Source organism: Verrucosispora sp. TAA-831 (genome assembly GCF_050780145.1).
In the GTDB taxonomy this organism is placed as follows: domain Bacteria; phylum Actinomycetota; class Actinomycetes; order Mycobacteriales; family Micromonosporaceae; genus Micromonospora.
Genome location: NZ_CP192240.1, coordinates 2,417,229 through 2,441,046, shown reverse-complemented (window position 1 = coordinate 2,441,046; position 23,818 = coordinate 2,417,229). Strand labels below are relative to the sequence as shown.

Genomic DNA, 23,818 nt, shown 5'->3' with positions numbered 1-23,818 from the left:
GTCGCCGCCGTCGCCACGCGAGGTCCGCCGCAGGCCAGGGGGAACGGGATGAGCCGGGTCCGCAATCTGCGCGTCCGCCCCGACCTGCTCTATCTGGCCAGCGGATGGAGCACGCTGGTGACCGACGTCCGTGGCCGGATCACCGGCAGCGATCCGCAGGGATTCTTCGCCCGCAACACCCGGGTGCTGCACACCGAGCGGATCACCGTCGACGGACGGGAGCCGGTGCCGTTCAGCACCGCCACCGTCCAGGGATACGCCCAACTGTCGTACGCCGAGCTGGGCGCCGGGGACGAGCTGCCCTCGCGGGCGGCGTACCTGACCGTGGCACGGTTCGTGGGAGCCGGGCTGCGGACCCGGCTGACCGTGCTCAGTTACGCCGACGTCCCGCTGGAACTGCGGCTGCGGATCGAACTGGACGCCGACTTCGCGGACACCGGCGAGGCCGAGCGGGGGCGTCGGGTGCAGTCCGGCACGGTCGAGCGCCGGTGGGACCCGACGGCGCGGGAGCTACGGCTGACGTACCGCTGCGACGGCCTGGACCGGGCGGTGGCGATCCGGGTGCGGACGGACCAGCCGATCCGGTACGCCGACGCCGGCTTCGAGGTCGACCTGGCGCTGCCGATCCGCGACCGCCGGGAGGTGGAGATCCTCGTCGAGCCCGTCTTCGACGGCGAACGGCTCGTCGCGCCGCCGCCGAGCTTCACCGACTCCGGTGACCTCGCCGGTGCCGCACGGGCCCGGCTGGAACGCGAGTTCACCCGGTTGACCAGCACCAACTTCGACGTGACGGCGGCCTGGCGATGCGCGACGGAGGACCTGGCCGGGCTGCCCCTCGGCGAGCCGGCCGGGCCGACCGCGCCGATCGCCGGCCTGCCGATCTATCAGGAGATCTTCGGGCGAGACACGATGACCGCCTCGTGGCAGGCGATGCTCGCCGGTCCGACGATGCTCGCCGACAGTCTGCGGCTCAACGCCGAGCACCTCGGGCGACGCGTCGACGACTGGCGCGACGAGGAGCCCGGCAAGCCGCTGCACGAGGCGCGCCAGGGGCCGGTGTCCGCGCTCGGACTCGATCCGCTCACGCACTACCACGGTGACTGGTCCACCGCGCCGGACCTGCTCGTCTTCCTCGGCCAGTACTACGCCTGGACGGCGGACCTCGACACGGTCCGCGCGCTGCTGCCGGCGGCCCGCCGCGCGCTGGACTGGCTCGACCGGTTCGGCGACGTGGACCGCGACGGCTTCCTGGAGTACCACTGCCGCTCCCGGGTCGGCGTGAAGAACCAGGGCTGGAAGGACTCCGACGACGCGGTGGTCGACGAGCACGGCAGACCGGTCCCGAACCCGATCGCCAGCAGCGAGTTGCAGGCGTACTGGTACGCCGCGCTGCGGCACGCGGCCGTCACGTTCACGGTGACCGGTCACCCCGCGACCGGCGCGGCCCTGCTACGTCAGGCGAGGGCGCTGCGTCGCCGGTTCCACCGCGCCTTCTGGATGCCGGACCGGGGTTGCTACGCGATGGCCCTCGGCCCGGACGGGCAGCCGGTCCGCTCGGTCAACTCCAACGACGGGCACCTGCTCACCAGCGGCATCGTGCCGGCCCGGATCGCGCCCGTGGTGGCCGACCGGCTGCTCGCGCCGGACATGTTCAGCGGGTGGGGAATCCGGACGCTCTCCGCCACGCATCCGGCGTACAACCCGTTCAGCTACCACCGGGGCAGCGTCTGGCCGGTCGAGGCGGGCACCATCGGCCTCGGACTCGCCCGGTACGGCTGCTGGGAACACCTGCACCGGCTGGCCGAGGGGACGTTCGCGGCGTCGGCCCTCTTCGCCGAGCACCGCCTGCCCGAGGTGCTCAGCGGCCTGTCCCGGGACACCTTCCCGCATCCCGGGGTCTACCCGAACTCGTGCTCCCCGCAGGCCTGGTCGGCCAGCGCGATCGTCGCGCTGGTGCAGGCGCTGCTGGCGCTGCGCCCGGCCGCGCCGCTGCGGGCGATCCTCGTCGACCCGCACCTGCCACCGTGGCTGCCGGACCTCACGCTGGAGGGGGTACGGGTCGGTGGGCACACCTTCGACCTGACGGTGCGCCGTCGACGGGGCGGGCGGACGTCGGTGCGTACCCGGGGCGACCGGATCGCGGTGCTGCGCCGCCCCACCCGCCAGGCGTCGGTCACCCGGCGGCACCGGCCCTGACCACGGGCCGGGTGCTCAGGAGAAGCGGTCCGGGTCACCGGCGCCGACCCGGACGATCTCCGGCTCACCGTCCGAGAAGTCGATCACCGTGGTCGGTTCGGTGCCGCACTCCCCCGCGTCGACCACCGCGTCGACGGCGTGGTCGAGGCGCTCCTTGATCTCCCAGCCCTGGGTCATCGGCTCCTCGTCGCCGGGCAGCAGCAGGGTGCTCGACAGCAACGGCTCACCCCACTCGTCGAGCAGCGCGCGGGTGACCGGATGCGCCGGGATGCGCACGCCCACGGTCTTCTTGCGCGGGTGCAGCAGCCGACGCGGGACCTCGCGGGTGGCCGGCAGGATGAAGGTGTAGCCGCCCGGAGTGGCCGCCTTCACCGCCCGGAACACCGCGTTGTCGAGCTGCACGAACTGGCCGAGCTGGGCGAAGTCCCGGCAGACCAGGGTGAAGTGGTGACCGCTGTCGAGCTGGCGGATCTCCCGGATCCGGTCCATGCCGTCCTTGTTGCCGAGCCGGCTGCCCAACGCGAAGCAGGAGTCGGTCGGGTAGGCGATCAGGCCGTCGCGCCGGACGATGTCGATCACCTGACCGATGATGCGCGGCTGCGGGTTGTCCGGATGCACGTCGAAGTACCTGGCCATGGCCGGAAGCTTAGAGCGACACCGGGAAGTGTCGCATTGGTGACAGTGGCCTCCTTCGGCCACATGTCGACGCCCATCGTTGTCGGTATGGTCGGACGAGCCCACGACGGCGGCTACCGCGACGCCTTCCGACATCCCGCGACACCGACACCCGTCCGGATCACCGTGCTCGTCTTCGGCGTACTGGCGCTGCTCTTCGCGCTGGCGACCGCCCACCGCGCGGTGGTCGACGGCGGCTCGCTCGGTGCCGCCGCCTTCTTCGCCGTGATGGCCGTGGCGTGCACGCTGGTCGCGGTCAGCCTGGCCGCCCGCCGCCCGTGGGCCCCCTACCCGGCGTACGCGCTGACCGGTCTGCTGGCCGCCGCCTCGCTCGGCCTGTGGGGCGCGATCACCTGTGTCGGCGCGCTCCTGCTGGTCTGGGTGCTGTGGGCGCTGAACGCCCGGGTCTCCCGCGACTGGTTCGGTCGACGCGGGCGACTGCGTTGAGCACGACGCGCCGCCCGCTGCCATCGGCGAGGGCGCGCCGCGTCACCACAGGGGCGGGTCGTCCCGCCCACGCCGGTCACGGCGGCCCTCCCCGACCGGGATCGGCGTGCCGTCAGGCGGTCGCCGAGGACTCCGTCTCCGGCTCCTCGTCCGCCTCGGTCGCCGCCGCCTTCTCCGCGTCGGTCTTCTCCGCGTCGGCCTTCGGCTTCTCCGCCTCGGCGGCCGGGTTGACCCAGGAGAACTCGATCTCGATCGAGTACTCGTCCTTGCCCTCCTGCTCGATCTCCAGCTCGCAGCGCACCTGGTCGGCGACGGCGATGGTGCCGGCGGCACCGTAGAAGACCTGCCCGCTCTCCACCTGGCTCGCCACCTGCCGCAGCCATGCGGCCAGGTCCGCCCGCGACACGGTCCGCTCGTCCTCGTAGATATCCATGCCGTCATGCTGGCATTGCGGTGTCGACCGACCACGCCCAGGGTTACCCGGTCGGCGGGACCGCAGGTGGCGTCGCCGGAGCGTCGGGCGGGCGGGGTTCAGGCGGCCGGACCGGCAGCCGCCGCGGCGGCGATCTCCCGGCGGCGGACCGCCGCGATCATCGCCGTGCCGACCGCCATCACCACACCGGCGGTCAGCAGCGCCCAGGATCCGTCGACCCGCAGGGTCAGGAGCGCCGCGACCAGGGCACCGAGGCCCATCGCGACGACCGCGGCGCACCGCCGGGCCCACGCCGCGCCGTCACCCCCGGCGGCCCGGCTGTCCGCCGAGAGGTTGACCATCGCCATCGTCACCACCACCGTGGACAGGTCGCGGACACCGGTGTGGCGGACCGCTGCGGCCTGGGCGCCGAGCACCAGCGCCAGCAACCCGGTGACGACGAACATCGCGATCCCGTCCGGCGCCCCGGCGCCGGACCAGAGCGCGGCCAGCGTCAGCGTCACCGCGCTGCCGACGACCAGCACGAGCAGGCCGGACCGGGGCAGCTTCGCCGAACCGGCCGCCCGGCGGGTCAGCCGGGCGGCGAGCAGCGCGCCGAGCATGAACGCCAGCAGCGCCAGCAGGTTGTTGAGCACCGGCAGACCGGAGACCCCGGCCAGGCCGAAGCCGATGAAGAGCACGTTGCCGGTCATGTTGCCGGTGAAGACCCGGTCCAGGGCGAGGTAGCTGACGCCGTCGATCGCCCCGGTCGCCACGGTGAGCACCAGCAGCGGTACGTCGTACGTCTTGGTCATGGGCCTCTTCCGCAGCTCGCCGGCACCGCTGTGCGGCACGTCGAGAGCGGCCGTGAGCAGGGCGATCGTCCGGATCGGAGTCTACGCACCGCCCACGACCGCGCCCGACGCAGCCGCGTCACGGCCCGGCGGCGGCCTCCAGCAGGTCGTCGTAGTACTGCAACCCGCGATCCGGCGACACGTCCGCGATGGACCAGCTCTGGTAGCCGGTCTTCGTCCTGGGCAGTTCCACGGCGTTCGCCCCGTGGGTGAGGGCGAGTTCCAGGGTCTGGTTCCAGGTCGACGCCGGGCAGGGGTCCTGGTCGGCGCAGACCAGGTCGGCGGTCGCGGTCTGGTAGCTGATCGGGCCGCCCTTGCCCGCGATGTACGCCCACATCGCGTAGTAGTTGTTCGGGCGGCCGGGGTACATCGAGTTGTTGCCCAGCACACACCGGGCGCCTAGCGAGGTCCGGCAGTAGTCGATCATCTGCCGGGTGTACGGCATGTCCACCGACCCGGTCCAGGTCACCTCGTCGATCCGCTGGTACGGGTTGAACGCCAGGTAGGAGCGGGTCTGCTCCCACACGTCGTGCGCGTCGATCTCGTCACGGTGGCACTGGTCGTCGGCCGCCCCGGTGTAGCCGGCCGCCTCCAGGCCGGGCCGGTTCAGGCTGAGCTGCCCGGTCTGCCGGATGTACGGCTCGGCGAACTCGGTGGTGCAGCGGGCGATCACCACGTCCCGGATCCGTGGCTCGTCGTCGTAGCGGGCGGCGAGCCGGTCCTGGAGGTTCTGGTACGCGGTGCCGTACGCGCTGCTCCAGAAGCGGCCGATCGTGCCGGTCAGGCTGCCGGTGGTGTACCACGGGATCGGACTGGTCCCGCCGAGCGACTTCACCCAGTCCGGCGCGTGGATACCGCCGACGACCCGCAGCCGGGCGTACATCCCGGCCGCGTTCGCGGCGGCGACCGCCTGGTCGATCGCGGTGGTGTCGAGCGCGCCGCCGTGGTCGGTGCCGGGCTGCTGCTGCGGTTGCAGGTCGCTCCAGTTGACCCGGATGACGAAGCTGTCCACCACCGGGGCGTACGCGCCGGTAGCCGGCTCGGCCCGGTCGACCAGGCCGCTCAGCGGCGGTTTGAGGGTGACCGCCGTCGGGGTCGACGTCTGCGCCTGTGCCGGTACGGCGACCGCCGTGGCCGCCGTCAACGCGGTGACGATTACCGCGAACCTTCTCACCCGGGAACCTCCTCGTCGCAGGGGGAGCCCGCGTGTCCGGAGGGACCCGCCTCGGGCGGCACCGCCCGGACACCCGGGCACGAAGCGCCAGAATAGGGCCCGCCCCGCCGGACGTCACCGGCCGAGATCGGCGGCGGCATCCGGGCCGGCGCGATTCTCCGCTGGTCACCGTGTCGGTGCGTGCCCCGACCCGTTACGGTGTACCGACCGATCTTCACCTGGGGGTTCCCTTGAGCCGGTTCGAGCAGCTACGGCAACGACTGCGCCGGGCGTACGACGGGGGACGCGAGTCGGTGCGCGCGGCCCGGGACCGGGACCGGACCCGACGGGCCGACCGCGCGGAGGAGTTCGTCCCCCCCATTCCCGAGCCCCGCTCCGGCGACTCCGACGAGGGCGGCCACCCCTCGACGATCAGCCGGGACGACGCCGGGGTGCCGCACTCGTTGCGGATCGCCGCCGCCTGGTCGTGGCGGATCATCGTCATCGGCATCGTCGGCTGGGCGATGCTGCGGTTCATGGGCACCATCCGCGTCGTGATCGTGCCGCTGCTGGTGGCGCTGCTGCTCTCCGCCCTGCTGGCGCCCGCCGTCGGCTGGCTCTTGCGGGCCCGCTTCCCCCGTACGCTGGCCACCGCCGTGGTGCTGATCGGTGGACTGGCCGCCGTGGTCGGCACGCTGACCATGGTGGTCAACGAGTTCATCACCGGTCTGCCCGACCTCAGCCGCAACGCGGCCGACGGCATCGGCCAGATCCAGGACTGGCTGCGCGACGGGCCGCTGAACCTCTCCGACGGGACGTTGGACCAGTACATCCAGGCCGGACAGAACTGGATCAACGAGAACACCCAGGCGCTGACCACCGGGGCGCTCTCCACCGCCGGCACGGTGGTGGAGATCTTCACCGGCGCGCTGCTGGTCCTCTTCGCCATGTTCTTCTTCCTCCGCGACGGGCAGCGCATCTGGCGGTTCATCGTCGGGATGTTCCCGGCCGCCGCCCGCTGGCGGCTCGACGACGCGGGCAACGCCTCGTGGCAGACGCTGGTCGCCTACGTGCGGGCCACCGTGCTGGTGGCGTTCATCGACGCGGTCGGCATCGGCATCGCGCTGGTGCTGTTCGACGTGCCGTTCGCGTTCGCCCTGGCCGCGCTGGTCTTCCTCGGCGCGTTCATCCCGATCGTCGGTGCCACGCTCTCCGGCGCGGTGGCGGTGCTGGTCGCGCTGGTCGACGGCGGCTGGGTCACCGCGCTGTGCATCCTCGGCGCGGTGATCGTGGTGCAGCAGGTCGAGGGGAACGTCCTCCAACCGTGGATCATGGGCAAGGCGGTGGCGCTGCACCCGCTGCCGGTGGTGCTGGCGGTCACCGCCGGTGTGGTGCTCGACGGCATCTTCGGCGCCCTCATCGCGGTACCGCTGATCGCCGTGCTCAACACCGCGGTCCGGCGGTTGGCCCGGCGCATTCCGCCGACCGAACAGCCACCGCCCCCGGAGGCGGTCGTAGTCAAGGCCACCGCGCCCTGACGCTCCGGGCCCCGGCGAGAATCTATGTCGGGTCTCCGGCGCCGTCGAGCAGGGCCCGCCGCAACGTGAGTCGGTGCTCGCGTCGGATCTCCGCCTCGCGGTAGCGTCCCCGGTCGCCGTCGGTCTCCAGCAGCAGCGGGGGCACCGCACGCGGCTGCCCGGCGTCGTCGACGGCGACCATCACCAGGTGCGCGGTGGCCACCGTGGTCGGTGGCACGGCCCGGTCCCACCGGTCGGCGGTCACCTTCACCGCCACCTCCATCGAGCTGCGACCGGCCCAGGTGATCCGGGCGTCGACGTGCACCACGTCGCCGACGCGTACGGCGCGGAGGAAGGCGGTCTCGTCGATGGCGGCGGTGACCGCCGGGCCGTCGGAGTGCCGGGCGGCGACCACCCCGGCCACCGAGTCGATGAGGTTGAGGATCCGGCCGCCGTGGACCGTACCCATGAGGTTGGTGTGGTGCTGGTCCATGATCTGCGACAGGGTCAGGTGGGACGCCGACGGCGTCCGACCGGGGGCGGAAAGTGTGTCCTGCATGGCGGTTCGTCCGTCCTCGCGCGCGGTCTCGGTGGTGCGGTCTGCCGACGGCGTCCGCCGGCGGGAGGTCCCCACCGGCGGACGTCACCGGGTCAGGAGTCGCTCGTCGACCCGTCGGCGGCGGCCAGTTCGGCGCGGACCGAGGTGGCGGCCCGGACCAGCGCGGTCAGGGCCGGACGGACCTCGTCGTAGCCCCGGGTCTTGAGCCCGCAGTCCGGGTTGGCCCAGAGCCGCTCCGGCCCGACGGCCGCCGCCGCCCGGCGCAGCGCGGTGACCACCTCGGCCGCGTCGGGCACCCGGGGCGAGTGGATGTCGTAGACACCCGGCCCGATCCCCCGGGTGTAGCCGACGGTGGCCAGGTCGTCGAGGATCTCCATCCGGGAACGGGACGCCTCGATGCTGGTCACGTCGGCGTCCAGGGCGTCGATGGCGGGCAGCACCTCGCCGAACTCCGAGTAGCACAGGTGGGTGTGGATCGCCGTGGCGTCGGCGACGCCGCTGGTCGCCAACCGGAACGACGCCACCGACCAGTCCAGGTAGGCGGCGTGGTCCCGGCGGCGCGGCGGCAGCAGTTCCCGCAACGCGGGTTCGTCGACCTGGATGATCCGGATGCCCGCCGCCTCCAGGTCCCGCGCCTCGTCGCGCAGGGCCAGCGCGACCTGGCGGGCGGTCTCCGCCAGCGGCTGGTCCACCCGGACGAACGACCAGGCCAGGATGGTCACCGGGCCGGTGAGCATGCCCTTGACCGGCCGGTCGGTGAGCGACTGGGCGTAGCGGGACCAGGCCACCGTGATGGGTTCCCGCCGGGTCACGTCGCCGTACAGGATCGGCGGACGCACACACCGGGAGCCGTACGACTGGACCCATCCGTGGGCGGTGGCGGCGAAGCCGTCCAGGTGCTCGGCGAAGTACTGCACCATGTCGTTGCGCTCCGGCTCGCCGTGCACCAGCACGTCCAGTCCGAGCCGCTCCTGCTCGGCCACCACCTCGGCGATCTCGGCCCGCATCCGCTCGGCGTAGCCGGCCGCGTCGAGGCGGCCGGCGCGGTGCTCGGCCCGGGCCCGGCGCAGCGCCTCGGTCTGCGGGAACGACCCGATGGTGGTGGTCGCCAGCGCGGGCAGCCCGAGGCGGCGCCGCTGGGCGTCGGCGCGCTGCGGATACGGCCCGCGCCGGGTGTGCTCGGGCCGCAGCGCCTCCAGTCGGGCGCGGACCGGGTCGTCGCGCCACTGCGCCGGGACCGGCGGGGGCGCGGCGGGCAGCTCGCCCACCCCGTCGCGCAGCACCCGGCCGAGCGCGACCACCTCGTCGACCTTCTGCCGGGCGAACGCCAACCGTTCCCGCAGTAGCGGGTCGAGGTCGGTCTCGGCGGCCAGGTCGACGGGCACGTGCAGCAGCGAGCAGGAGGTCGACACGGCGACGGTGTCGGCGAGCCCGGTGAGGGTGGCGCCGACGGCTGCGGCAGCCCGCAGGTCGGTCCGCCACACGTTGCGGCCGTCGACCAGCCCGGCGACCACGGTCCGGCCCGGTTGCGCGCCGTGGCCGGCGAGTCGGCCGAGATCGCCCGGCCCGGCCACCAGGTCCAGCCCGATCGCCTCGATCGGCGTGTCCAGCAGCGCGGGTAGCGCGTCGCCCAGTTCCCCGAAGTACGCGGCGACGAACAGGCGGGGTCGGTGGGTCAGCGCGCCGAGCCGGGCGTACGCGGCACCGAGGGCGCGGATCTCGGCGTCGGACCGGTCGCCGACGTACGCCGGTTCGTCGAGCTGCACCCACGGCACCCCGACGTCGGCGAGTGCGGACAGCAGGTCGGCGTAGACGTCGACCAGGTCGTCCAGCCGGTCGAACGGGCGGAACCCGTCGGGCGCGTCGGCGGTGGGCTTGGCGAGCAGCAGCAGGGTCGCCGGGCCGACCAGGACCGGACGGGTGGTGATGCCGAGCTGCCGCGCCCGCCCGTACTCGGCCAGCGGCTTGTCGGGGCGGGCGGCGAAGGCGGTGTCCGGACCGATCTCGGGCACCAGGTAGTGGTAGTTGGTGTCGAACCACTTCGTCATCTCCAGCGGCGGCTCCTGCGCGGTGCCGCGTGCCATGGCGAAGTAGGTGTCCAGCTCACCGAGGCCCAGCCGGCGGAACCGGTCGGGCACGGCGTCGACCGTGACGGCCGCGTCGAGCACGTGGTCGTAGAGCGAGAACGTGTTGGACGGTACGGCGGACAGGCCGGCGTCGTGCAACGTACGCCAGGTCTGCTCGCGCACCTGCGCGGCGGCGGCCCGCAGGGTCGGCTCGTCGATGCGGCCGGCCCAGTAGCCCTCGACCGCGGTCTTGAGCTCACGACGCGGGCCGATGCGCGGGTAGCCGAGCACGGTGCTCGTGCCGAACGGAGTGGTCATGTCGCCAGGGTTCCCTTCCCTCGAGGTCCGGCGGTACGGCTCCGGAGGAGGGCTGGGGAGGGCACGGTGCGACGACCGACCTCGCCCTGGCCCTCCCGCGGGGCCGACGGCGGCGTGCGCGGTTGCGCACGCGGCACGGGCAGGTCTTCGGACTCGTGGGCGCGACCGGCTGGGCCGGTCTCCTACTGGCCGTCGCTTCCCGGACAGGTGTCCAGTGCGTGTGACGGCGGTCGTTCCCACTCACCGCTGCGGGGCAGTCCCGGATTCACACCGGGTTCCCTCTTACGACGCTCCGACCGAACGGCCGGGGCGAACCAGTACCGTCACGGATCCTAGCGTCCGGATCACGCGCGGCGACCGTCGCGCGGGTGTGATGTCCGCACCGCCACGGCGTGTCGGGCGGTGGGTGAACAACGACTCATCCGGCTTCCGCTCGCATGATCATGGTGTTAGTTTTTGCAAAGACTTGGCAAGAACAACGACTTTGCGTGGGAGTGCGGTGAGCGTCACCACCCTGCCGACGAGCCGGACGGACGTGCTCGGCGTGGCGGCGCAGCGTCGCCGCACCGGCCTCTGGCTGCTCGCGCTGACCCTCGGGCTGGTCCTGACCGGGCTGGTCGCGGTCGGGGCCGGGGCGATCGGCATCCCCCCGCTGACGGTGGCCCGGATCATCGGGCACCACCTCGTCGGGCTGCCGGGCGAGGTCACCTGGACCGGGCCGCAGCAGGCGATCGTCTGGCAGGTCCGACTGCCCCGCGTCCTGCTCGGCATGCTGGTCGGCGCCGGCCTGGCGGTCTGCGGCGTGGCGTTGCAGGCCATGGTCCGCAACGTGCTCGCCGACCCGTACCTGCTCGGCATCAACTCCGGCGCCTCCAGCGGCGCGGCTGCCGCGATCCTGTTCGGCGCCGGTGCCGGCTTCGGCCAGTACGCGCTCTCCACCAGCGCGTTCGTCGGCGCGCTCGGCGCGTCGCTGCTGGTCTTCCTGATCGCGCGCAGCGGCGGCCGGGTCACCTCCCTCCGGCTGCTGCTGGCCGGCGTCGCCGTCGGGTACGCGCTGTACGCCACCACCAGCTTCCTGATCTTCGCCTCCGGGTCGGCCGAGGGCGCCCGCTCGGTGATGTTCTGGCTCCTCGGGTCGCTGGGCCTGGCCCGCTGGAACGCCCTGCTGCTGATCGCCGCGGTGGTGCTGATCGGCACCATCGCCTACCTGACCGTCGTCGGGCGGCGGCTCGACGTGCTGGCCATCGGCGACGAGACCGCGCACACGCTGGGCGTCTCGCCGGACCGGTTCCGACTCCGGCTGCTGGTGCTGGTCTCGCTGAGCGTCGGCATCCTGGTCTCCGCCGCCGGCAGCATCGGGTTCGTCGGTCTGGTCGTGCCACACCTGGCCCGGCGCATCGTCGGCGCGCCGCACGTCCGCGTGGTGCCGGTGGCCGCGCTGCTCGGGGCGATCCTGCTGGTCTGGGCCGACGTGCTGGCCCGGGTGCTGCTGGCCCCCCAGGAGATCCCGATCGGCATCATCACCTCCCTGCTCGGCGCGCCCTTCCTGCTGGTCCTGATCCGCCGCCTGCACGCCTCCGGCGCCTGAACGCCCACCCGTCAAGGAGAACCGATGTTGAAGGCAACCCGCCTCGCCACCGCCGCCGCCTCCGCGTGCGTGCTGCTCGTCGCCGGGTGCGGCGGCGGCGCCGACGGGCCGGCCGAGGCCGGTCCCGGTTACCCGGTCACCGTGACCAACTGCGGCGTGGACGTCACCTTCGACGCCGCTCCGGAGCGGGTCGTGCTGCTCAAGAGCGCCGCCGTGCCGTACCTGCACGCGCTCGGCGTCCTGGACCGGGTCACCGCCCGCGCCGGGCAGTACCCGAAGGAGTACTACGACGCGCCGACCCAGGCCGGGTTGGACCGGATCCCGCTGCTGACCGACAGGACCGACACCAGCGGGCACCTGCAGATCTCCAAGGAGGTGGTGATCAGCCAGGAGCCCGACCTGGTCCTCGGCGAGGTCGACAACCTCTCCCGCGACACCCTCGCGGCGGTGGACATCCCGCTGCTGGAGGAGCCGGCGATGTGCCCGGACAGCACCGCCGTGCCGAGCTTCGACGACATCTACGCGCAGATGGAGACGTACGGCCGGGTGTTCGGCCGCCAGACCGAGGCGGCAGGTGCGGTCACCGCGCTCAGGGAGCGGATGACGAAGGTACGGGCCGAGTCGGGCGACGCGTCCGGACGCACCGCAGCGGTGCTCTACCCCACCGTGGGCGGCGGCACCACGTACGCGTACGGCACCGGCAGCATGGCCCACCCGCAGTTGGAGGCCGCCGGCTTCCGCAACGTCTTCGGTGACGTCAAGGACCGGGTCTTCGAGGTCACCGTCGAGGAGTTGCTCGGCCGCAACCCGGACGTGCTGATCCTGCTCTACGGCGACGGCGACCCCCGCGCCGTCGAGCAGGGGCTGACCGGGCTGCCGGGCGCGCAGCAGCTCGACGCGGTCCGCAACGGCCAGGTCATGACACAACTGTTCAACTTCACCGAGCCGCCGACGCCGCTGTCGATCGACGGTCTGGAGCGGATCGTGCAGCGGTTCCGGGAGCAACCGTGATCGAGGCCACCGGTGTCACCTGGCACTACGGCGTCAACCCGGTCATCGACGGGGTCAGTGTCACCGCCCGACCGGGACGGATCCTCGGCCTGATCGGGCCCAACGGCAGCGGCAAGACCACGCTGCTGCGGTTGCTCTACGGCGCGCTGCGCAGCCGCAGTGGACAGGTCGCGGTGGACGGCGATGCGCTGTCCGCCCTACCCGCCCGGGAGGCCGCGCGGCGGCTGGCCGTGGTCGTGCAGGAGACCGGCGGGGAGACCGCCCTGACCGTGGCGGAGTTGGTGCTGCTCGGCCGGGGGCCGCACCTGTCGACGTTCCAGCGGGCCGGGCGGGCCGACCACGAGATCGCCGCCCGCTGCCTGAGTCGGGTCGGTGCCACGCACCTGAGTGGTCGGGCGTTCGCCCAGCTCTCCGGTGGGGAACGGCAACGGGTGCTGATCGCCCGCGCGCTCGCCCAGCAGGCCACCCACCTGCTGCTCGACGAGCCCACCAACCACCTCGACATCCGCTACCAGCACGAGATCCTGCATCTGGTCCGCACGCTGGACACCTGCTCCGTCGTCGTGCTGCACGACCTCAATCTGGCCGCCCGGTACTGCGACGACCTGGTGCTGCTCGGCGCGGGTGGGGTGGCCGCCGCCGGCACCGTCGACGAGGTCCTCGACCCCGCCGTGCTGGAGCCGGTCTACGGCATCGGCATCCGACGCCTGGACCTCGACGGCGCCGTCCACCTGCTGTTCCACCCGATCCACCAGAGCACCGACGAGAGGACCGCCGCATGACCACGCAGGAACGCATCAACGCCTACTGGACCGGTCGCGCGCCTGACTACGACGCGTACCAGCAGCGCCCGGACCGGCTCGCCGACGACCAGCGGGCCTGGTCGGAGATCTGGTCGAAGGCTCTGCCCCCGGCACCGGTGGACGTGCTCGACGTCGGCACCGGCACCGGCCAGGTCGCGATGATCCTGGCCGGTCTCGGGCACCGGGTCACCGGTGTCGACCTGTCCGAGGGCATGCTCGCCGAGGCCCGACGGCACGCCGCCGCCGTTCCCGGCGGTCCGGTCATCCAGCTCGGCGACGCCGTGGCCCCGGACTTCCCGGCGGGCAGCTTCGACGCCGTGACCAGCCGGTACCTGATGTGGACGCTGCGCGAGCCGCAGACCGCCGTGGCCAACTGGATCCGCCTGCTGCGTCCCGGCGGCGTCGTCGCGGTGGTGGACAGCACCTGGTTCCCGGACGGTCTCGACAACGCCTCGGAGAACTTCACCGGCCACTACGACAGCCAGGTGCAGGCCGAGTTGCCGCTGGCCACCGCGACCTCGATCGACAAGACCGTGGCGGTGCTGGAGGAGGCGGGCCTGGCCGACGTCACGGCCGTCCCGCTGACGTCGATCTACGAGCTGGACCGCCGGTACGGCGTGGCACCGAACCACGAGCACCAGATGCAGTACCTGGTCACCGGCCGGGTCTGAGACCGGCCGGGACCGCCTCCGGTCACGTCCGCAGCAACCAGTCACGCTCCGTGCAGCTCTCCGTGGACAGCGGGGAGCTACACGGCGTTGGGATAGGCGCTAATACGCATTAGCGATGTCGGGTTCTTGAATACTGTGCCCCCGGGACGACGCTGTCAAGACCCGACGGCGAGGGCACCCCCAGCGCTCCACGTCGCCTGCACGAGTCCGCTGTAGGCACTTGATAATCCGCATTAGTTCAGGCAGTTCATCGGCCGGAAATCTGGCGTCACCCTCTTGACATCGATCGGGCTCAACCGCGAAGCTCCTTCCCAACCCGAACGCTAATACGCATTAGCGGCAGTGGAAGGACTCCCCCGTGCCCCCTGCACCCCGACGAGTCACGCAACGTGACATCGCCCGGATGGCCGGTGTCAGCCAGGCGACCGTGTCGCTGGTGCTCAACAACCGCGTCGACGCGGAGGTACGCATCGCACCGGAGACCCGGGAGCGGGTGCTGCGGGTGATCGCCGAGACCGGGTACGCCGCCGACCCGGTCGCCCGCCGGCTCGCGTCCCGGTTCAACCGGATCATCGGCGTCTTCACCTACGAGCCCGCGTTCCCCAGCGGCAGCCGGGACTTCTTCCACCCCTTCCTGCTCGGCATCGAGGAGTACGCCGAACGGGTCGGCTGCGACCTGCTGCTGTTCACCAGCGCCCCGGTGGTCGACGGGCGTCGGCGGATCTTCCACCGGGACAACCGGCTGCGCCTGGCCGACGGCTGCATCCTGCTCGGCCGCGAGATCCACGCCGCCGAGTTGCTCCGACTCAACCGCGACGGATACCCGTACGTCGCGGTGGGCCGCCGCGACGACGCCGGTGGACCGGTCCCCTACGTCGGCACCGACTACGCCGCGGCGGTACGCCAACTCGTCGAGCTGGCCCTCGGACACGGTCACCGGCGCCTGGCCTACCTGGGTGTGGACGCCACCGCCGAGTCGTCGGCCGACCGCTGGCGCGGGTTCGACGCCGCCGCACCGGCCGCCGAGGCGGCCCGTCGCCTGACCGGCCCGACCCACGACGCCGAGGCCGTCCTGGACGACCTGGTCGCCGACGGCAGCACCGTCGTCTTCGTCGAGGACTTCGCCACCGCCGTGGCGCTGGAGTCCGCCGCCCGCCGACGCGGCCTGCGTGTCCCCGGTGACCTGTCGATCCTGACCCTCGGCGACCCGACGGTGCCGGTGCCCACCGACACCGCCTTCACCGGATTCCACATCCCCCGCGAGGAGATGGGCCGGCAGTCGGTCGAGGTGTTGACCTCGGTCATCGACGGCAGCGCCGACGGCGTCCAGCAACGACTCCTGGCCTGCGAGTTCGTCGAGGGCGACACCCTCGGCGCCCCCGATCCGGCGGTCGACCGCCGATAGGCGGCCCGCACGACTGGAAGGATGCAAGTGGCACAGATGCGTGCGGACGTGCTCATCGTCGGCGGCGGGCTGGGCGGGGTCGCCGCCGCGCTCGCCGCGGCCCGGGCCGGCCGGTCGGTGATCCTGACCGAGGAGTTCGACTGGCTCGGCGGGCAGCTCACCAGCCAGGCCGTCCCGCCCGACGAGCATTCCTGGATCGAGCAGTTCGGGACCACCGCCAGCTACCGGGCGCTGCGCACCGGCATCCGCGACTACTACCGACGGCACTACCCGCTGACCGAACGGTCCCGCTCCTGGACCGACCTCAACCCGGGCGCGGGCTGGGTCAGCCGGCTCTGCCACGAGCCACGGGTGGCGGTCGCCGTGCTGGAACAGATGCTCGCGCCGTACCGGGGCTCGGGTCGGTTGACCGTGCTCCAGCCGTACCGGCCGGTGGCGGCGGACACCGACGGGGACCGGGTCACCGGGGTCACGCTGGCGCACCGGGACCGCGAGGACCGGATCGACGTCACCGCGCCGTACGTGCTGGACGCCACCGAGACCGGGGAGCTGCTGCCGCTGACCGGCACCGAGTACGTCACCGGCTTCGAGTCGCGGGAGCAGACCGGCGAGCCGAGCGCCCCGGCCGAGGCGCAGCCGATGAACATGCAGGCCGTGTCGGTCTGCTTCGCCATCGACCACGTCGACGGGGACCACACCATCGACCGGCCCGCCGGGTACGACTTCTGGCGCGACTACAAGCCCGACTTCTGGGGTGACCGGCTGCTGTCCTGGCGCTCGCCGAACCCGCGCACCCTGGAGCCCCTGGAGCGCAGCTTCACCCCGAACCCGGACGACGAGCCGTGGCTGGTCGACGCCGACCAGCGCGTCAACCCCGGTGACGGCAACCTCTGGACGTTCCGCCGGATCGCCGCCCGGCGCAACTTCGTCGACGGCGCGTACGCCAGCGACATCACCCTGGTCAACTGGCCGATGATCGACTACTTCGAGGGACCGGTCATCGACGTGCCCAACGCGTCGTGGCACCTGGCCAAGGCGCGCGAGCTGTCGTACTCGCTCTTCTACTGGATGCAGACCGAGGCTCCGCGGCCCGACGGCGGCACCGGTTTCCCCGGGCTGCGGCTGCGCGGCGACGTGACCGGCAACCCGGCCGGGCTGGCCCAGGCGCCCTACATCCGGGAGTCGCGCCGGATCCGGGCCGAGTACACCGTGGTGGAGCAGGACCTCTCCCTCGCGGTACGCGGCGAGCACGGCGCCGTGCGGTACCCCGACTCGATCGGGGTCGGGATGTACCGGATCGACCTGCACCCGTCGACCGGCGGCGACAACTACATCGACGTCGGGTCCTGCCCGTTCGAGATCCCCCTCGGCGCGCTGATCCCGCAGCGGATGGAGAACCTGCTGCCGGCCGGCAAGAACATAGGCACCACGCACATCACCAACGGCAGCTACCGGCTGCACCCGGTCGAGTGGAACGTCGGCGAGGTCGCCGGTCTGCTCGCCGACTTCTGTCTGGCGCGGGGCGAGTCCCCGCGCGCGGTCCGCGGCACCCCCCGGCTGCTGGCCGAGTTCACCGACCGCGTCACGGCCGCCGGCGTCGAACGCCGGTGGCCGGAGATCGCGGGCTACTGACCCCCCGGTGAGGAGAGACGATGAGATCAGGAAAGGGAATACGCGTAGTCGCCACGGCGCTGACCGGCGTTCTCGCCATGTCCGCCTGCGGCGGCGGTGAGGCGCAGGACAGCGGCCCGGCCACCCTGCGGGTCACCGTCTGGTCGGCCAACGAGGCGCATCTGGCCCTGTTCAACGAGATCGCCGACGAGTACCGCCAGAACAACCCCGACGTCACGCAGATCACCTTCGATCCGCTGCCGTTCGACACGTACACCACGGCGCTGACCACGCAGATCGCCGGTGGCAACGCGCCCGACCTGGCCTGGGTGTTCGAAAGCTCGGCACCGGACTTCGTCGCCTCCGGCGCGCTGCTGCCGCTCGACGAGACCCTCGGCAAGGCCGACGGCTACCAGTACGACGACATCCTGCCGGCCACGCTCAAGCTCTGGCAGGACGACGGCAAGCTGTACGCCTACCCCTTCTCCACCTCGCCGTTCGGCGTCTTCGTCAACACCGACCTGCTCAAGCAGGCAAACCAGCGGACCCCGGCCGAGCTGATCGAGGCGGGGCAGTGGACCTGGGAGAACGCCTTCGCCGCGGCCGGTGCCACCCAGGCCGCGACCGGCAAGGCCGGGCTGGTGGTCCGCGACTTCGACTACAAGGACTGGAGCAACCTGTCCACCGTCTGGACCGGGTGGGGCGCCCGGGCGTGGAGCGAGGACGGCAGGACCTGCGGCTTCGCCGAACCCGAGATGGTCGAGGCGATGACGCGGCTGCACCGCGCCGTCTTCACCGACAAGGCGTTGCCCGGCCCGGGCACCACCGCGGACTTCTTCGCCGGTGACGCCGCCATGACCATCACCCAGATCTCCCGCGCCTCGCTGCTCGAGGACGACGGGTTCGCCTGGGACCTGGTCCCGCTGCCCGCCGGGCCGAAGGGGCCGTACGCGGTGGTCGGGCAGGCCGGCATCGGGGTGCTCAAGCGCAGCCCGAACGCCGAGGCCGCCGCCGACTTCCTCGCCTTCCTCACCAACCCCACCAACTCCGCCAAGCTCGCCCAGTTCTTCCCGCCGCCGCGCCAGTCCCAGTTGACCGCCGACACGCTGGCCAAGACGAACCCAAAGCTCAAGCCGGAGCAGTTGCAGAAGGTCGTCATCGACGGGATCACCAACGGTGTCGTCAAGCCCAGCCACGCCGGGCAGGCCGAGATCAGCCAGCAGGTCCGGGCCGGTCTGGACCCGCTGTGGAAGGCCGACGCGGACGTCAAGGCCGTCCTGGACGGGGTCTGCGGCAAGATCCAGCCGTTGCTGGCGAAGTAAGGCGACCGATGACCCGTACGGACACCAGGGTGGACCCGGCCACGGCCGGGTCCACCCCGGACCGGGCCCGGCCGTTCTGGACCGGCCGCCGCCGTGACCACCTCACCGGCTACCTGTTCATCGCCCCGCAGTTGCTCGGCAGCGCCGTCTTCGTGATCCTGCCGCTGGTCCTCGTCGTCTGGTACAGCCTGCACGAGTGGAACGTGCTCGCCGGTACGTTCGACTTCGTCGGCACCGACAACTACGCGGCGCTCGCCGACGACCCGAACCTCGGCTCGGTGCTGCGGGCCACCGGGCTGTTCTCCGTCGGCCTGGTGGTGTTCAACCTGGCCCTGGCGTTGCTGTTGGCCGTCCTGCTCAACCAGAGGCTGCGCGGCACGATCGTGTTCCGCACGCTGTTCTTCTCCCCCGTGGTGGTGTCGCTGGTCGCCTGGACGATCGTCTGGGGCTTCCTGTTGCAGGACAACGGCGGCGTCAACGGCCTGTTGGACACGATCGGCGTGGACGGACCGAACTGGCTGCGCGGCGAGGCCACCGCCATGCTCTCGGTCGTCGTCGTGCAGGTGTTCAAGAACGTCGGCCTGAACATGGTGCTGTTCCTGGCCGCGCTCCAGGGCGTACCCGCCGAGCTGTACGAGGCGGCCGAGGTGGACGGCGCCAGCCGGCTGCGTCAGTTCTGGCGGATCACCGTGCCACTGATCAGCCCGACGATCCTGCTCACCTCGATCATCACGGTGGTCGGCTCGCTCCAGGTCTTCGCGCAGATCGCGGTGCTCACCCAGGGCGGTCCGGGAACCTCGACCACGGTGCTCGTCTACTACCTGTACCAGCAGGCGTTCCAGTTCCACCACTTCGGCTACGGCGCCACCCTGTCGATCGTGCTGTTCGGCATCGTCCTCGCGCTGACCGTGGCGCAGTGGCAGATGCGCAAGAGGTGGGTCTTCCATGAGTCGTGACCTGTCGCCCCGGACCAAGCTCGTGCTCTACGGGGCGCTGCTGGTGCTGGCCGTACCCTTCGTCTTCCCGACCTGGTGGATGGTCACCTCGTCGCTGAAGCCGGTGGCGGACATCTTCGCCTTCCCGCCGCAGTTGCTGCCGGTCGATCCCCGGCTGGACGCCTACCAGCGGGTGTTCGATCTGCAACCGTTCGGCCAGCAGTACCTCAACAGCCTCTACATCGCGCTGGTGGTCACCGTCGGCACCCTGGCGGTGGCGGCCCTGGCCGGGTACGCCTTCGCGCGGATCCGGTTCCGTGGCCAGAACGTGCTGTTCCTGGTCGTCCTCGCCGGATTGCTCATCCCGAGCGAGGTGACCATCGTGCCGCTGTTCCAGATGTTCTTCCGGCTCGGGCTGATCGACACGCACTGGCCGCTGATCCTGGTGCCGATCCTCGGTGCGCCCAGCGTGCTGGCGACGTTCATCATGCGGCAGTTCTTCCTCGCCCTGCCCGGGGAGTTGGAGGAGGCGGCCCGGGTCGACGGGCTGGGCCGGTTCGCCACGTTCTGGCGGATCGCGCTGCCGCTGTCCCGGCCCGCGCTGGGCGCGGTCGCCATCTTCACCTTCCTGCACAGTTGGAACCTCTACCTGGAACCGATCGTGTTCCTGTCCACCCCGGAGAAGTTCACGCTGCCGCAGGCGTTGACGCAGTTCGTCGACGCGTACGGCGGTCCGATGTGGGACGTGCAGCTCGCGGCGGCGTCGATGACGGCGCTGCCGGTGCTGGTGGTCTTCGTGATCGCGCAGAAGCAGTTCGTCGAGGGTCTGGCGCACACCGGCCTCAAGGGCTGACGGAGGCGTCGCCCGGTCCGGTCCCCGCACCGGACCGGGCGACGCCGTGCCTAGACCGCGCGGGCCACGCAGATGCGGGCGTTCAGCCGAGGTCCGGCCTCGTAGAGCATGTACGACACACCGCCGTCGGTGCCGAACGCCGGTGACGCCACCCGGCCGTTGTCCGAGGCGATCGGCCGGTGGAAGACGCCGAGGTGCACCTCGCGGTCGAAGTTGTTGCCGACCTCGGTGAGGTACATGTTGCCGTTGTTGCCGTGGTAGGCCAGGTATGCGGTGCCGTTGCGCTTGAGCAGGTGCGGCGCGGAGATGTCGGTGAGGCCGTCACCGGCGGGCGACACCAGCGGGTTCGGCGCGAACTGCCATCCGCTCCAGCCGTTCGGCGACCAGCCCCAGAAGATCTTCCGGGTGCCGGGTCCGATGGTGTGGGCGCCCATGAAGACCATCACGTAGCGGTTGCCCTTGCCGGCCACCGAGTGCTCGAAGACGCGCGCGTACGAGGTCTCGGTGGTGTTCGGGACCAGCCGGGTGGACAGGATCGGGGTCTCGTCGGTGAACCGGACTCCGTCGGTGGAGCGGGCCACCCGGGTGGTGAAGTTCTCGCCGTGGAAGTACAGGTAGAACTGCCGCGTCGGGGCGTCCCAGACGACGTGCGGCGACGACACGTGGCTCACCGTCGTGGTCGGCAGCACCCGGTCGACGACCGGGTTGCCGGAGTACTCGGTGTAGGGGCCTTCGAGCCGGTTGGCGTAGGCGAGGCAGATGCCGCCCGGCGCGTCGTGCGGCGCGTAGTAGAGGTAGTAGCGGCCGAGGTAGTTGCTGACCTTGTCGTAGACGCCACGGACACACGGGAAGATGAACTCGCGGGTCGGGTTGTAGCGCAGCGACGACGGCAGCGCGTCCCGGACGTACCGGTAGTTGGGGAAGCCGGCGGGGGCGGCGGTGGCCGGTGCGGACGTGACGGCGAGGCCGACGCCGGTGGTCGCGGTCGCGACTCCGGCCGCCGCCACACCGCGCAGCAGCGTGCGTCGGGTGAAGGGGCTCTCGGGGGTACGGGTCATCGTTCCCTCCGTTCAGGATGGACGACGGGGGCAGGGGGACGGGACCGGGCGGGACGGGTCAGCGGACGCCAGTCACCCACGGCGAGCAGCCGTTACGCTGCGAACACTCGCCCCGAAACCGGTTCATTTGATCGATGAGTCTGCGCGTGTGGTCGCCCGACGGTCAAGACGCTAATACGAATTAGCACAGCGAACCCACCCTCCACCCGCCCTCTCGGCCACCCACCCGCCGCGCCGCTCTGCGCCCACCCACGCCACGACCGTCCTGCACCCCCGGCCCACTGCCCCCATTACAGCTTTTCTGCTGTTTTGTCCATTCTGGGGAGGATAATTACTGGCGGAGCGGTCCGTTCACGGGCAGCCGCCGGGAAGGTCGGCCGACGGTCGAGCACCCGCCCGGCGTGCGCCCCGGACCAGAGACGAGAGAGCGCTGATCGACATGACCAACGACATCGCACCGACGAGCATCCGACGACGGCTGGCGGGGTGGCAGAAGGCCACCATCGCCCTGGTCGCGCTGCTCGGCGTCGCCTGCGCCGGCCTGGTGACGCTCGGCGTCGGCCTCAAGCACCGGTACGAGGGCCGGGTGCAGCGGGAGGACATCCTCGGCCGGGGCACCGCGCCCCGCGACGACGAGCGGTGGGCCGACGGGCCGTTGAACCTGCTGCTGCTCGGCTCGGACTCCCGGGAGGGCGAACCGGACCAGGGCCTCTACCCGGGCCAGCGGTCGGACACCATCATGCTGGTGCACCTGAACGCCGCGCGGGACGCCGCCACGGTGGTGTCGATCCCCCGGGACAGCTACGTGGACGTGCCGGCGCGCGAGGGAAGCTGGGCCGGAGGCAAGAACAAGATCAATGCGGCGCTGGCGTTCGGCGGGGCCTCGCTGGCCGCCGAGACCGTGCACCGGCTCACCGGCGTGACGATCGACGGCGTCCTGGTGGCCAACTTCGCCGCCGTGCGGCAGATCGTCGACGCGATCGGCGGCATCACCGTCTGCCTGCCGTACGAGGTGCTCTCCACCGACACCGGGACCCGGTGGCCGATCGGCTGCCACCCACTCGACGGGCGCCACACCGACGACCTGATGCGGCAGCGGCACCACGTGCCCGGCGGCGACTTCGGTCGGATCCAGAACCAGCAGTTCGTGGTGCGGGCCATCGTGGAGAAGGTCACCTCGGAGAACCTGCTCACCGACCCGGCCCGACTGGACCGGGTGCTGACCACCACGGCGGAGTCGTTGACCGTGGACCAGGAACTCGACCTCACCGAGCTGGTGCTGGCGGTCCGGCGGATCTCGGCGGAGTCGCTGCGGTTCGTCACGGTTCCCGCCGCCGACACCGACCTGACCACCCCGGCGGGCTCGTCGGTGCTGCTGGACGAGGAGTTGTCCGCCGCCCTGTTCACGGCGGTACGCGAGGACCGGCTCGACGAATGGTTCGCGAGCCGGTCCACCACGTCAGTGCCGAACTGAGCGGGTCACCTCGTCCGCTGCCAGTACCGGCAGGTCCAGTCGACCTGGTGCAGTTCGTCGGTGATGCCGTGCTCGGCCCGGAAGTCGTCGACCGCCTGCTTGCAGCCGCGGACCGCGTGGTAGTCGTCCACGATGACGTACCCGCCGACGGAGAGCTTCGGGTAGAGGCTGCGGAGCGCGTCCATGGTCGAGTCGTACAGGTCGCCGTCGAGCCGGATCAGCGACAGCCGCTCGACCGGGGCGGTGGGCAGGGTGTCCTTGAACCATCCGGGCAGGAAGTGCACCCGGTCGTCGAGGAGCCCGTACCGGCGGAAGTTGTTCTTGACCTGGTCGAGCGAGACGGCGAGGAACGGCTGCGCCCAGAGCGCGTCCTCGACGTCCTCGGTGCGGTGCGCCTCCGGCTTGGGCAGGCCACGGAACGAGTCCGCCACCCAGACCGAGCGGCTCTGGTCGCCGTACGCCTGCAACATGCCGCGCATGAAGATCACCGCGCCGCCGCGCCACACCCCGGTCTCGATCAGGTCACCCGGGACGTCCTGTGCCAGCACGTCGCGCAGGCACCGCTCCAGGTTGTCGAGCCGACGTAGGCCGATCATCGTGTCCGCCTCCGGCGGCCAGTCCCGGCCGTTGGCCCGCGCGTCGGCGTCGAACGGGAACTTCAACACCAGTTCCAGGCCGCGCCGTTGCAGCAGGTGCTTGTACCGGGCGTAGACCCGGCCGTGCAACGACCTCGCCCGTGGCTGGTACGGCATCCACGTCTCCTGGAAGACGTACCGGGTCAGCGCCTTCTTCAGCAGGTCGCAGTACATCGCCCGCGGGTCGCTGAGAGTGGACGGCAGGTGGTGGGTGAGCGTCTCGCTCATCGGTTACTCCTTGATCGGTACTCGGTG

General features: G+C 71.7%; 21 protein-coding genes and 1 riboswitch. Of the genes, 13 read left to right on the top strand and 8 right to left on the bottom strand.

The annotated features are described in order from the left end of the window. Window positions 1-48: 48 nt before the first annotated feature. Window positions 49-2,196 (top strand): amylo-alpha-1,6-glucosidase, encoded by a 2,148-nt coding sequence (locus ACQVFL_RS11080; protein WP_431729292.1) that lies wholly within the window; start codon window positions 49-51, stop codon window positions 2,194-2,196. 15 nt (window positions 2,197-2,211) lie between these two features. On the opposite strand, the gene ACQVFL_RS11075 is transcribed toward ACQVFL_RS11080, so the two are convergent. Continuing rightward, on the bottom strand, window positions 2,212-2,832 hold the full coding sequence (locus tag ACQVFL_RS11075) for an L-threonylcarbamoyladenylate synthase (RefSeq protein WP_396695262.1): 621 nt from the start codon (window positions 2,830-2,832) through the stop codon (window positions 2,212-2,214). 87 nt (window positions 2,833-2,919) lie between these two features. Here ACQVFL_RS11075 and ACQVFL_RS11070 point away from each other — a divergent pair, with 87 nt between their 5' ends. Then, window positions 2,920-3,318: a hypothetical protein gene (locus ACQVFL_RS11070; RefSeq protein ID WP_396695264.1), complete on the top strand. Its 399-nt coding sequence runs from the start codon at window positions 2,920-2,922 to the stop codon at window positions 3,316-3,318. Between the two features lie 112 nt (window positions 3,319-3,430). Here the strand turns inward: ACQVFL_RS11070 and ACQVFL_RS11065 are convergent, their stop codons facing one another. The 3 genes from ACQVFL_RS11065 to ACQVFL_RS11055 all read right to left on the bottom strand — a co-directional run bounded on the left by ACQVFL_RS11065 (window position 3,431) and on the right by ACQVFL_RS11055 (window position 5,758). Continuing rightward, complete coding sequence (locus tag ACQVFL_RS11065; RefSeq protein WP_431729291.1) at window positions 3,431-3,751, bottom strand: amphi-Trp domain-containing protein; 321 nt, start codon at window positions 3,749-3,751, stop codon at window positions 3,431-3,433. Between the two features lie 98 nt (window positions 3,752-3,849). Next, window positions 3,850-4,545, bottom strand: a complete 696-nt coding sequence (locus ACQVFL_RS11060) for a YoaK family protein (RefSeq protein ID WP_431729290.1) — start codon at window positions 4,543-4,545, stop codon at window positions 3,850-3,852. Window positions 4,546-4,663: 118 nt separating this feature from the next. After that, window positions 4,664-5,758 (bottom strand): hypothetical protein, encoded by a 1,095-nt coding sequence (locus ACQVFL_RS11055; RefSeq protein WP_396695271.1) that lies wholly within the window; start codon window positions 5,756-5,758, stop codon window positions 4,664-4,666. A gap of 230 nt (window positions 5,759-5,988) precedes the next feature. Between ACQVFL_RS11055 and ACQVFL_RS11050 the strand changes: the two genes are divergently transcribed. Then, the gene (locus ACQVFL_RS11050) at window positions 5,989-7,275 is read left to right on the top strand and encodes an AI-2E family transporter (RefSeq protein ID WP_396695273.1); all 1,287 of its coding nucleotides are present in this window, start codon (window positions 5,989-5,991) and stop codon (window positions 7,273-7,275) included. A gap of 22 nt (window positions 7,276-7,297) precedes the next feature. On the opposite strand, the gene ACQVFL_RS11045 is transcribed toward ACQVFL_RS11050, so the two are convergent. Then, a complete protein-coding gene (locus tag ACQVFL_RS11045; protein WP_396695275.1) occupies window positions 7,298-7,813 on the bottom strand; it encodes an acyl-CoA thioesterase in 516 nt (171 codons plus the stop codon). Window positions 7,814-7,905: 92 nt separating this feature from the next. Beyond that, complete coding sequence (gene metE / locus ACQVFL_RS11040) at window positions 7,906-10,197, bottom strand: 5-methyltetrahydropteroyltriglutamate--homocysteine S-methyltransferase (RefSeq protein ID WP_431729289.1); 2,292 nt, start codon at window positions 10,195-10,197, stop codon at window positions 7,906-7,908. Between the two features lie 121 nt (window positions 10,198-10,318). After that, window positions 10,319-10,531, bottom strand: a riboswitch (cobalamin riboswitch). Between the two features lie 165 nt (window positions 10,532-10,696). On the opposite strand from metE, the gene ACQVFL_RS11035 reads away from it, so the two are divergent. The 9 genes from ACQVFL_RS11035 (at window position 10,697) to ACQVFL_RS10995 (ending at window position 20,396) form a co-directional block, all read left to right on the top strand. Then, window positions 10,697-11,785, top strand: coding sequence for a FecCD family ABC transporter permease (locus ACQVFL_RS11035; RefSeq protein ID WP_396695279.1), 1,089 nt, complete (start codon window positions 10,697-10,699; stop codon window positions 11,783-11,785). 24 nt (window positions 11,786-11,809) lie between these two features. Then, on the top strand, window positions 11,810-12,796 hold the full coding sequence (locus ACQVFL_RS11030) for an ABC transporter substrate-binding protein (protein ID WP_396695281.1): 987 nt from the start codon (window positions 11,810-11,812) through the stop codon (window positions 12,794-12,796). Further along, a complete protein-coding gene (locus tag ACQVFL_RS11025; RefSeq protein ID WP_431729288.1) occupies window positions 12,793-13,578 on the top strand; it encodes an ABC transporter ATP-binding protein in 786 nt (261 codons plus the stop codon). The genes ACQVFL_RS11030 and ACQVFL_RS11025 overlap by 4 nt, the downstream gene beginning before the upstream one ends. Continuing rightward, window positions 13,575-14,270 carry a class I SAM-dependent methyltransferase gene (locus tag ACQVFL_RS11020; RefSeq protein ID WP_396695285.1) on the top strand — a complete coding sequence of 232 codons (696 nt, stop codon included), beginning with the start codon at window positions 13,575-13,577 and terminating at the stop codon, window positions 14,268-14,270. The genes ACQVFL_RS11025 and ACQVFL_RS11020 overlap by 4 nt, the downstream gene beginning before the upstream one ends. Before the next feature lie 358 nt (window positions 14,271-14,628). Continuing rightward, a complete protein-coding gene (locus ACQVFL_RS11015) occupies window positions 14,629-15,675 on the top strand; it encodes a LacI family DNA-binding transcriptional regulator (protein ID WP_431729287.1) in 1,047 nt (348 codons plus the stop codon). 36 nt (window positions 15,676-15,711) lie between these two features. Further along, window positions 15,712-17,307: an FAD-dependent oxidoreductase gene (locus ACQVFL_RS11010; RefSeq protein ID WP_431729815.1), complete on the top strand. Its 1,596-nt coding sequence runs from the start codon at window positions 15,712-15,714 to the stop codon at window positions 17,305-17,307. 20 nt (window positions 17,308-17,327) lie between these two features. Beyond that, entirely contained in the window at window positions 17,328-18,608 is a 1,281-nt protein-coding gene (locus tag ACQVFL_RS11005) for an ABC transporter substrate-binding protein (protein ID WP_396695291.1), read from the top strand. A gap of 8 nt (window positions 18,609-18,616) precedes the next feature. Next, window positions 18,617-19,564 carry a carbohydrate ABC transporter permease gene (locus ACQVFL_RS11000; protein WP_396695293.1) on the top strand — a complete coding sequence of 316 codons (948 nt, stop codon included), beginning with the start codon at window positions 18,617-18,619 and terminating at the stop codon, window positions 19,562-19,564. Beyond that, window positions 19,554-20,396: a carbohydrate ABC transporter permease gene (locus ACQVFL_RS10995; RefSeq protein WP_131052930.1), complete on the top strand. Its 843-nt coding sequence runs from the start codon at window positions 19,554-19,556 to the stop codon at window positions 20,394-20,396. Before ACQVFL_RS11000 ends, ACQVFL_RS10995 begins: the two co-directional genes overlap by 11 nt. A 50-nt stretch (window positions 20,397-20,446) precedes the next feature. Here ACQVFL_RS10995 and ACQVFL_RS10990 read toward each other — a convergent pair whose 3' ends face one another. Then, a complete protein-coding gene (locus ACQVFL_RS10990) occupies window positions 20,447-21,454 on the bottom strand; it encodes a hypothetical protein (RefSeq protein WP_396695295.1) in 1,008 nt (335 codons plus the stop codon). A 439-nt stretch (window positions 21,455-21,893) separates the two neighbouring features. Here ACQVFL_RS10990 and ACQVFL_RS10985 point away from each other — a divergent pair, with 439 nt between their 5' ends. Continuing rightward, window positions 21,894-22,928 (top strand): LCP family protein, encoded by a 1,035-nt coding sequence (locus ACQVFL_RS10985; RefSeq protein WP_396695297.1) that lies wholly within the window; start codon window positions 21,894-21,896, stop codon window positions 22,926-22,928. A 5-nt stretch (window positions 22,929-22,933) separates the two neighbouring features. On the opposite strand, the gene ACQVFL_RS10980 is transcribed toward ACQVFL_RS10985, so the two are convergent. Next, entirely contained in the window at window positions 22,934-23,791 is an 858-nt protein-coding gene (locus tag ACQVFL_RS10980) for a TylF/MycF family methyltransferase (RefSeq protein ID WP_396695299.1), read from the bottom strand. Window positions 23,792-23,818: the final 27 nt, after the last annotated feature.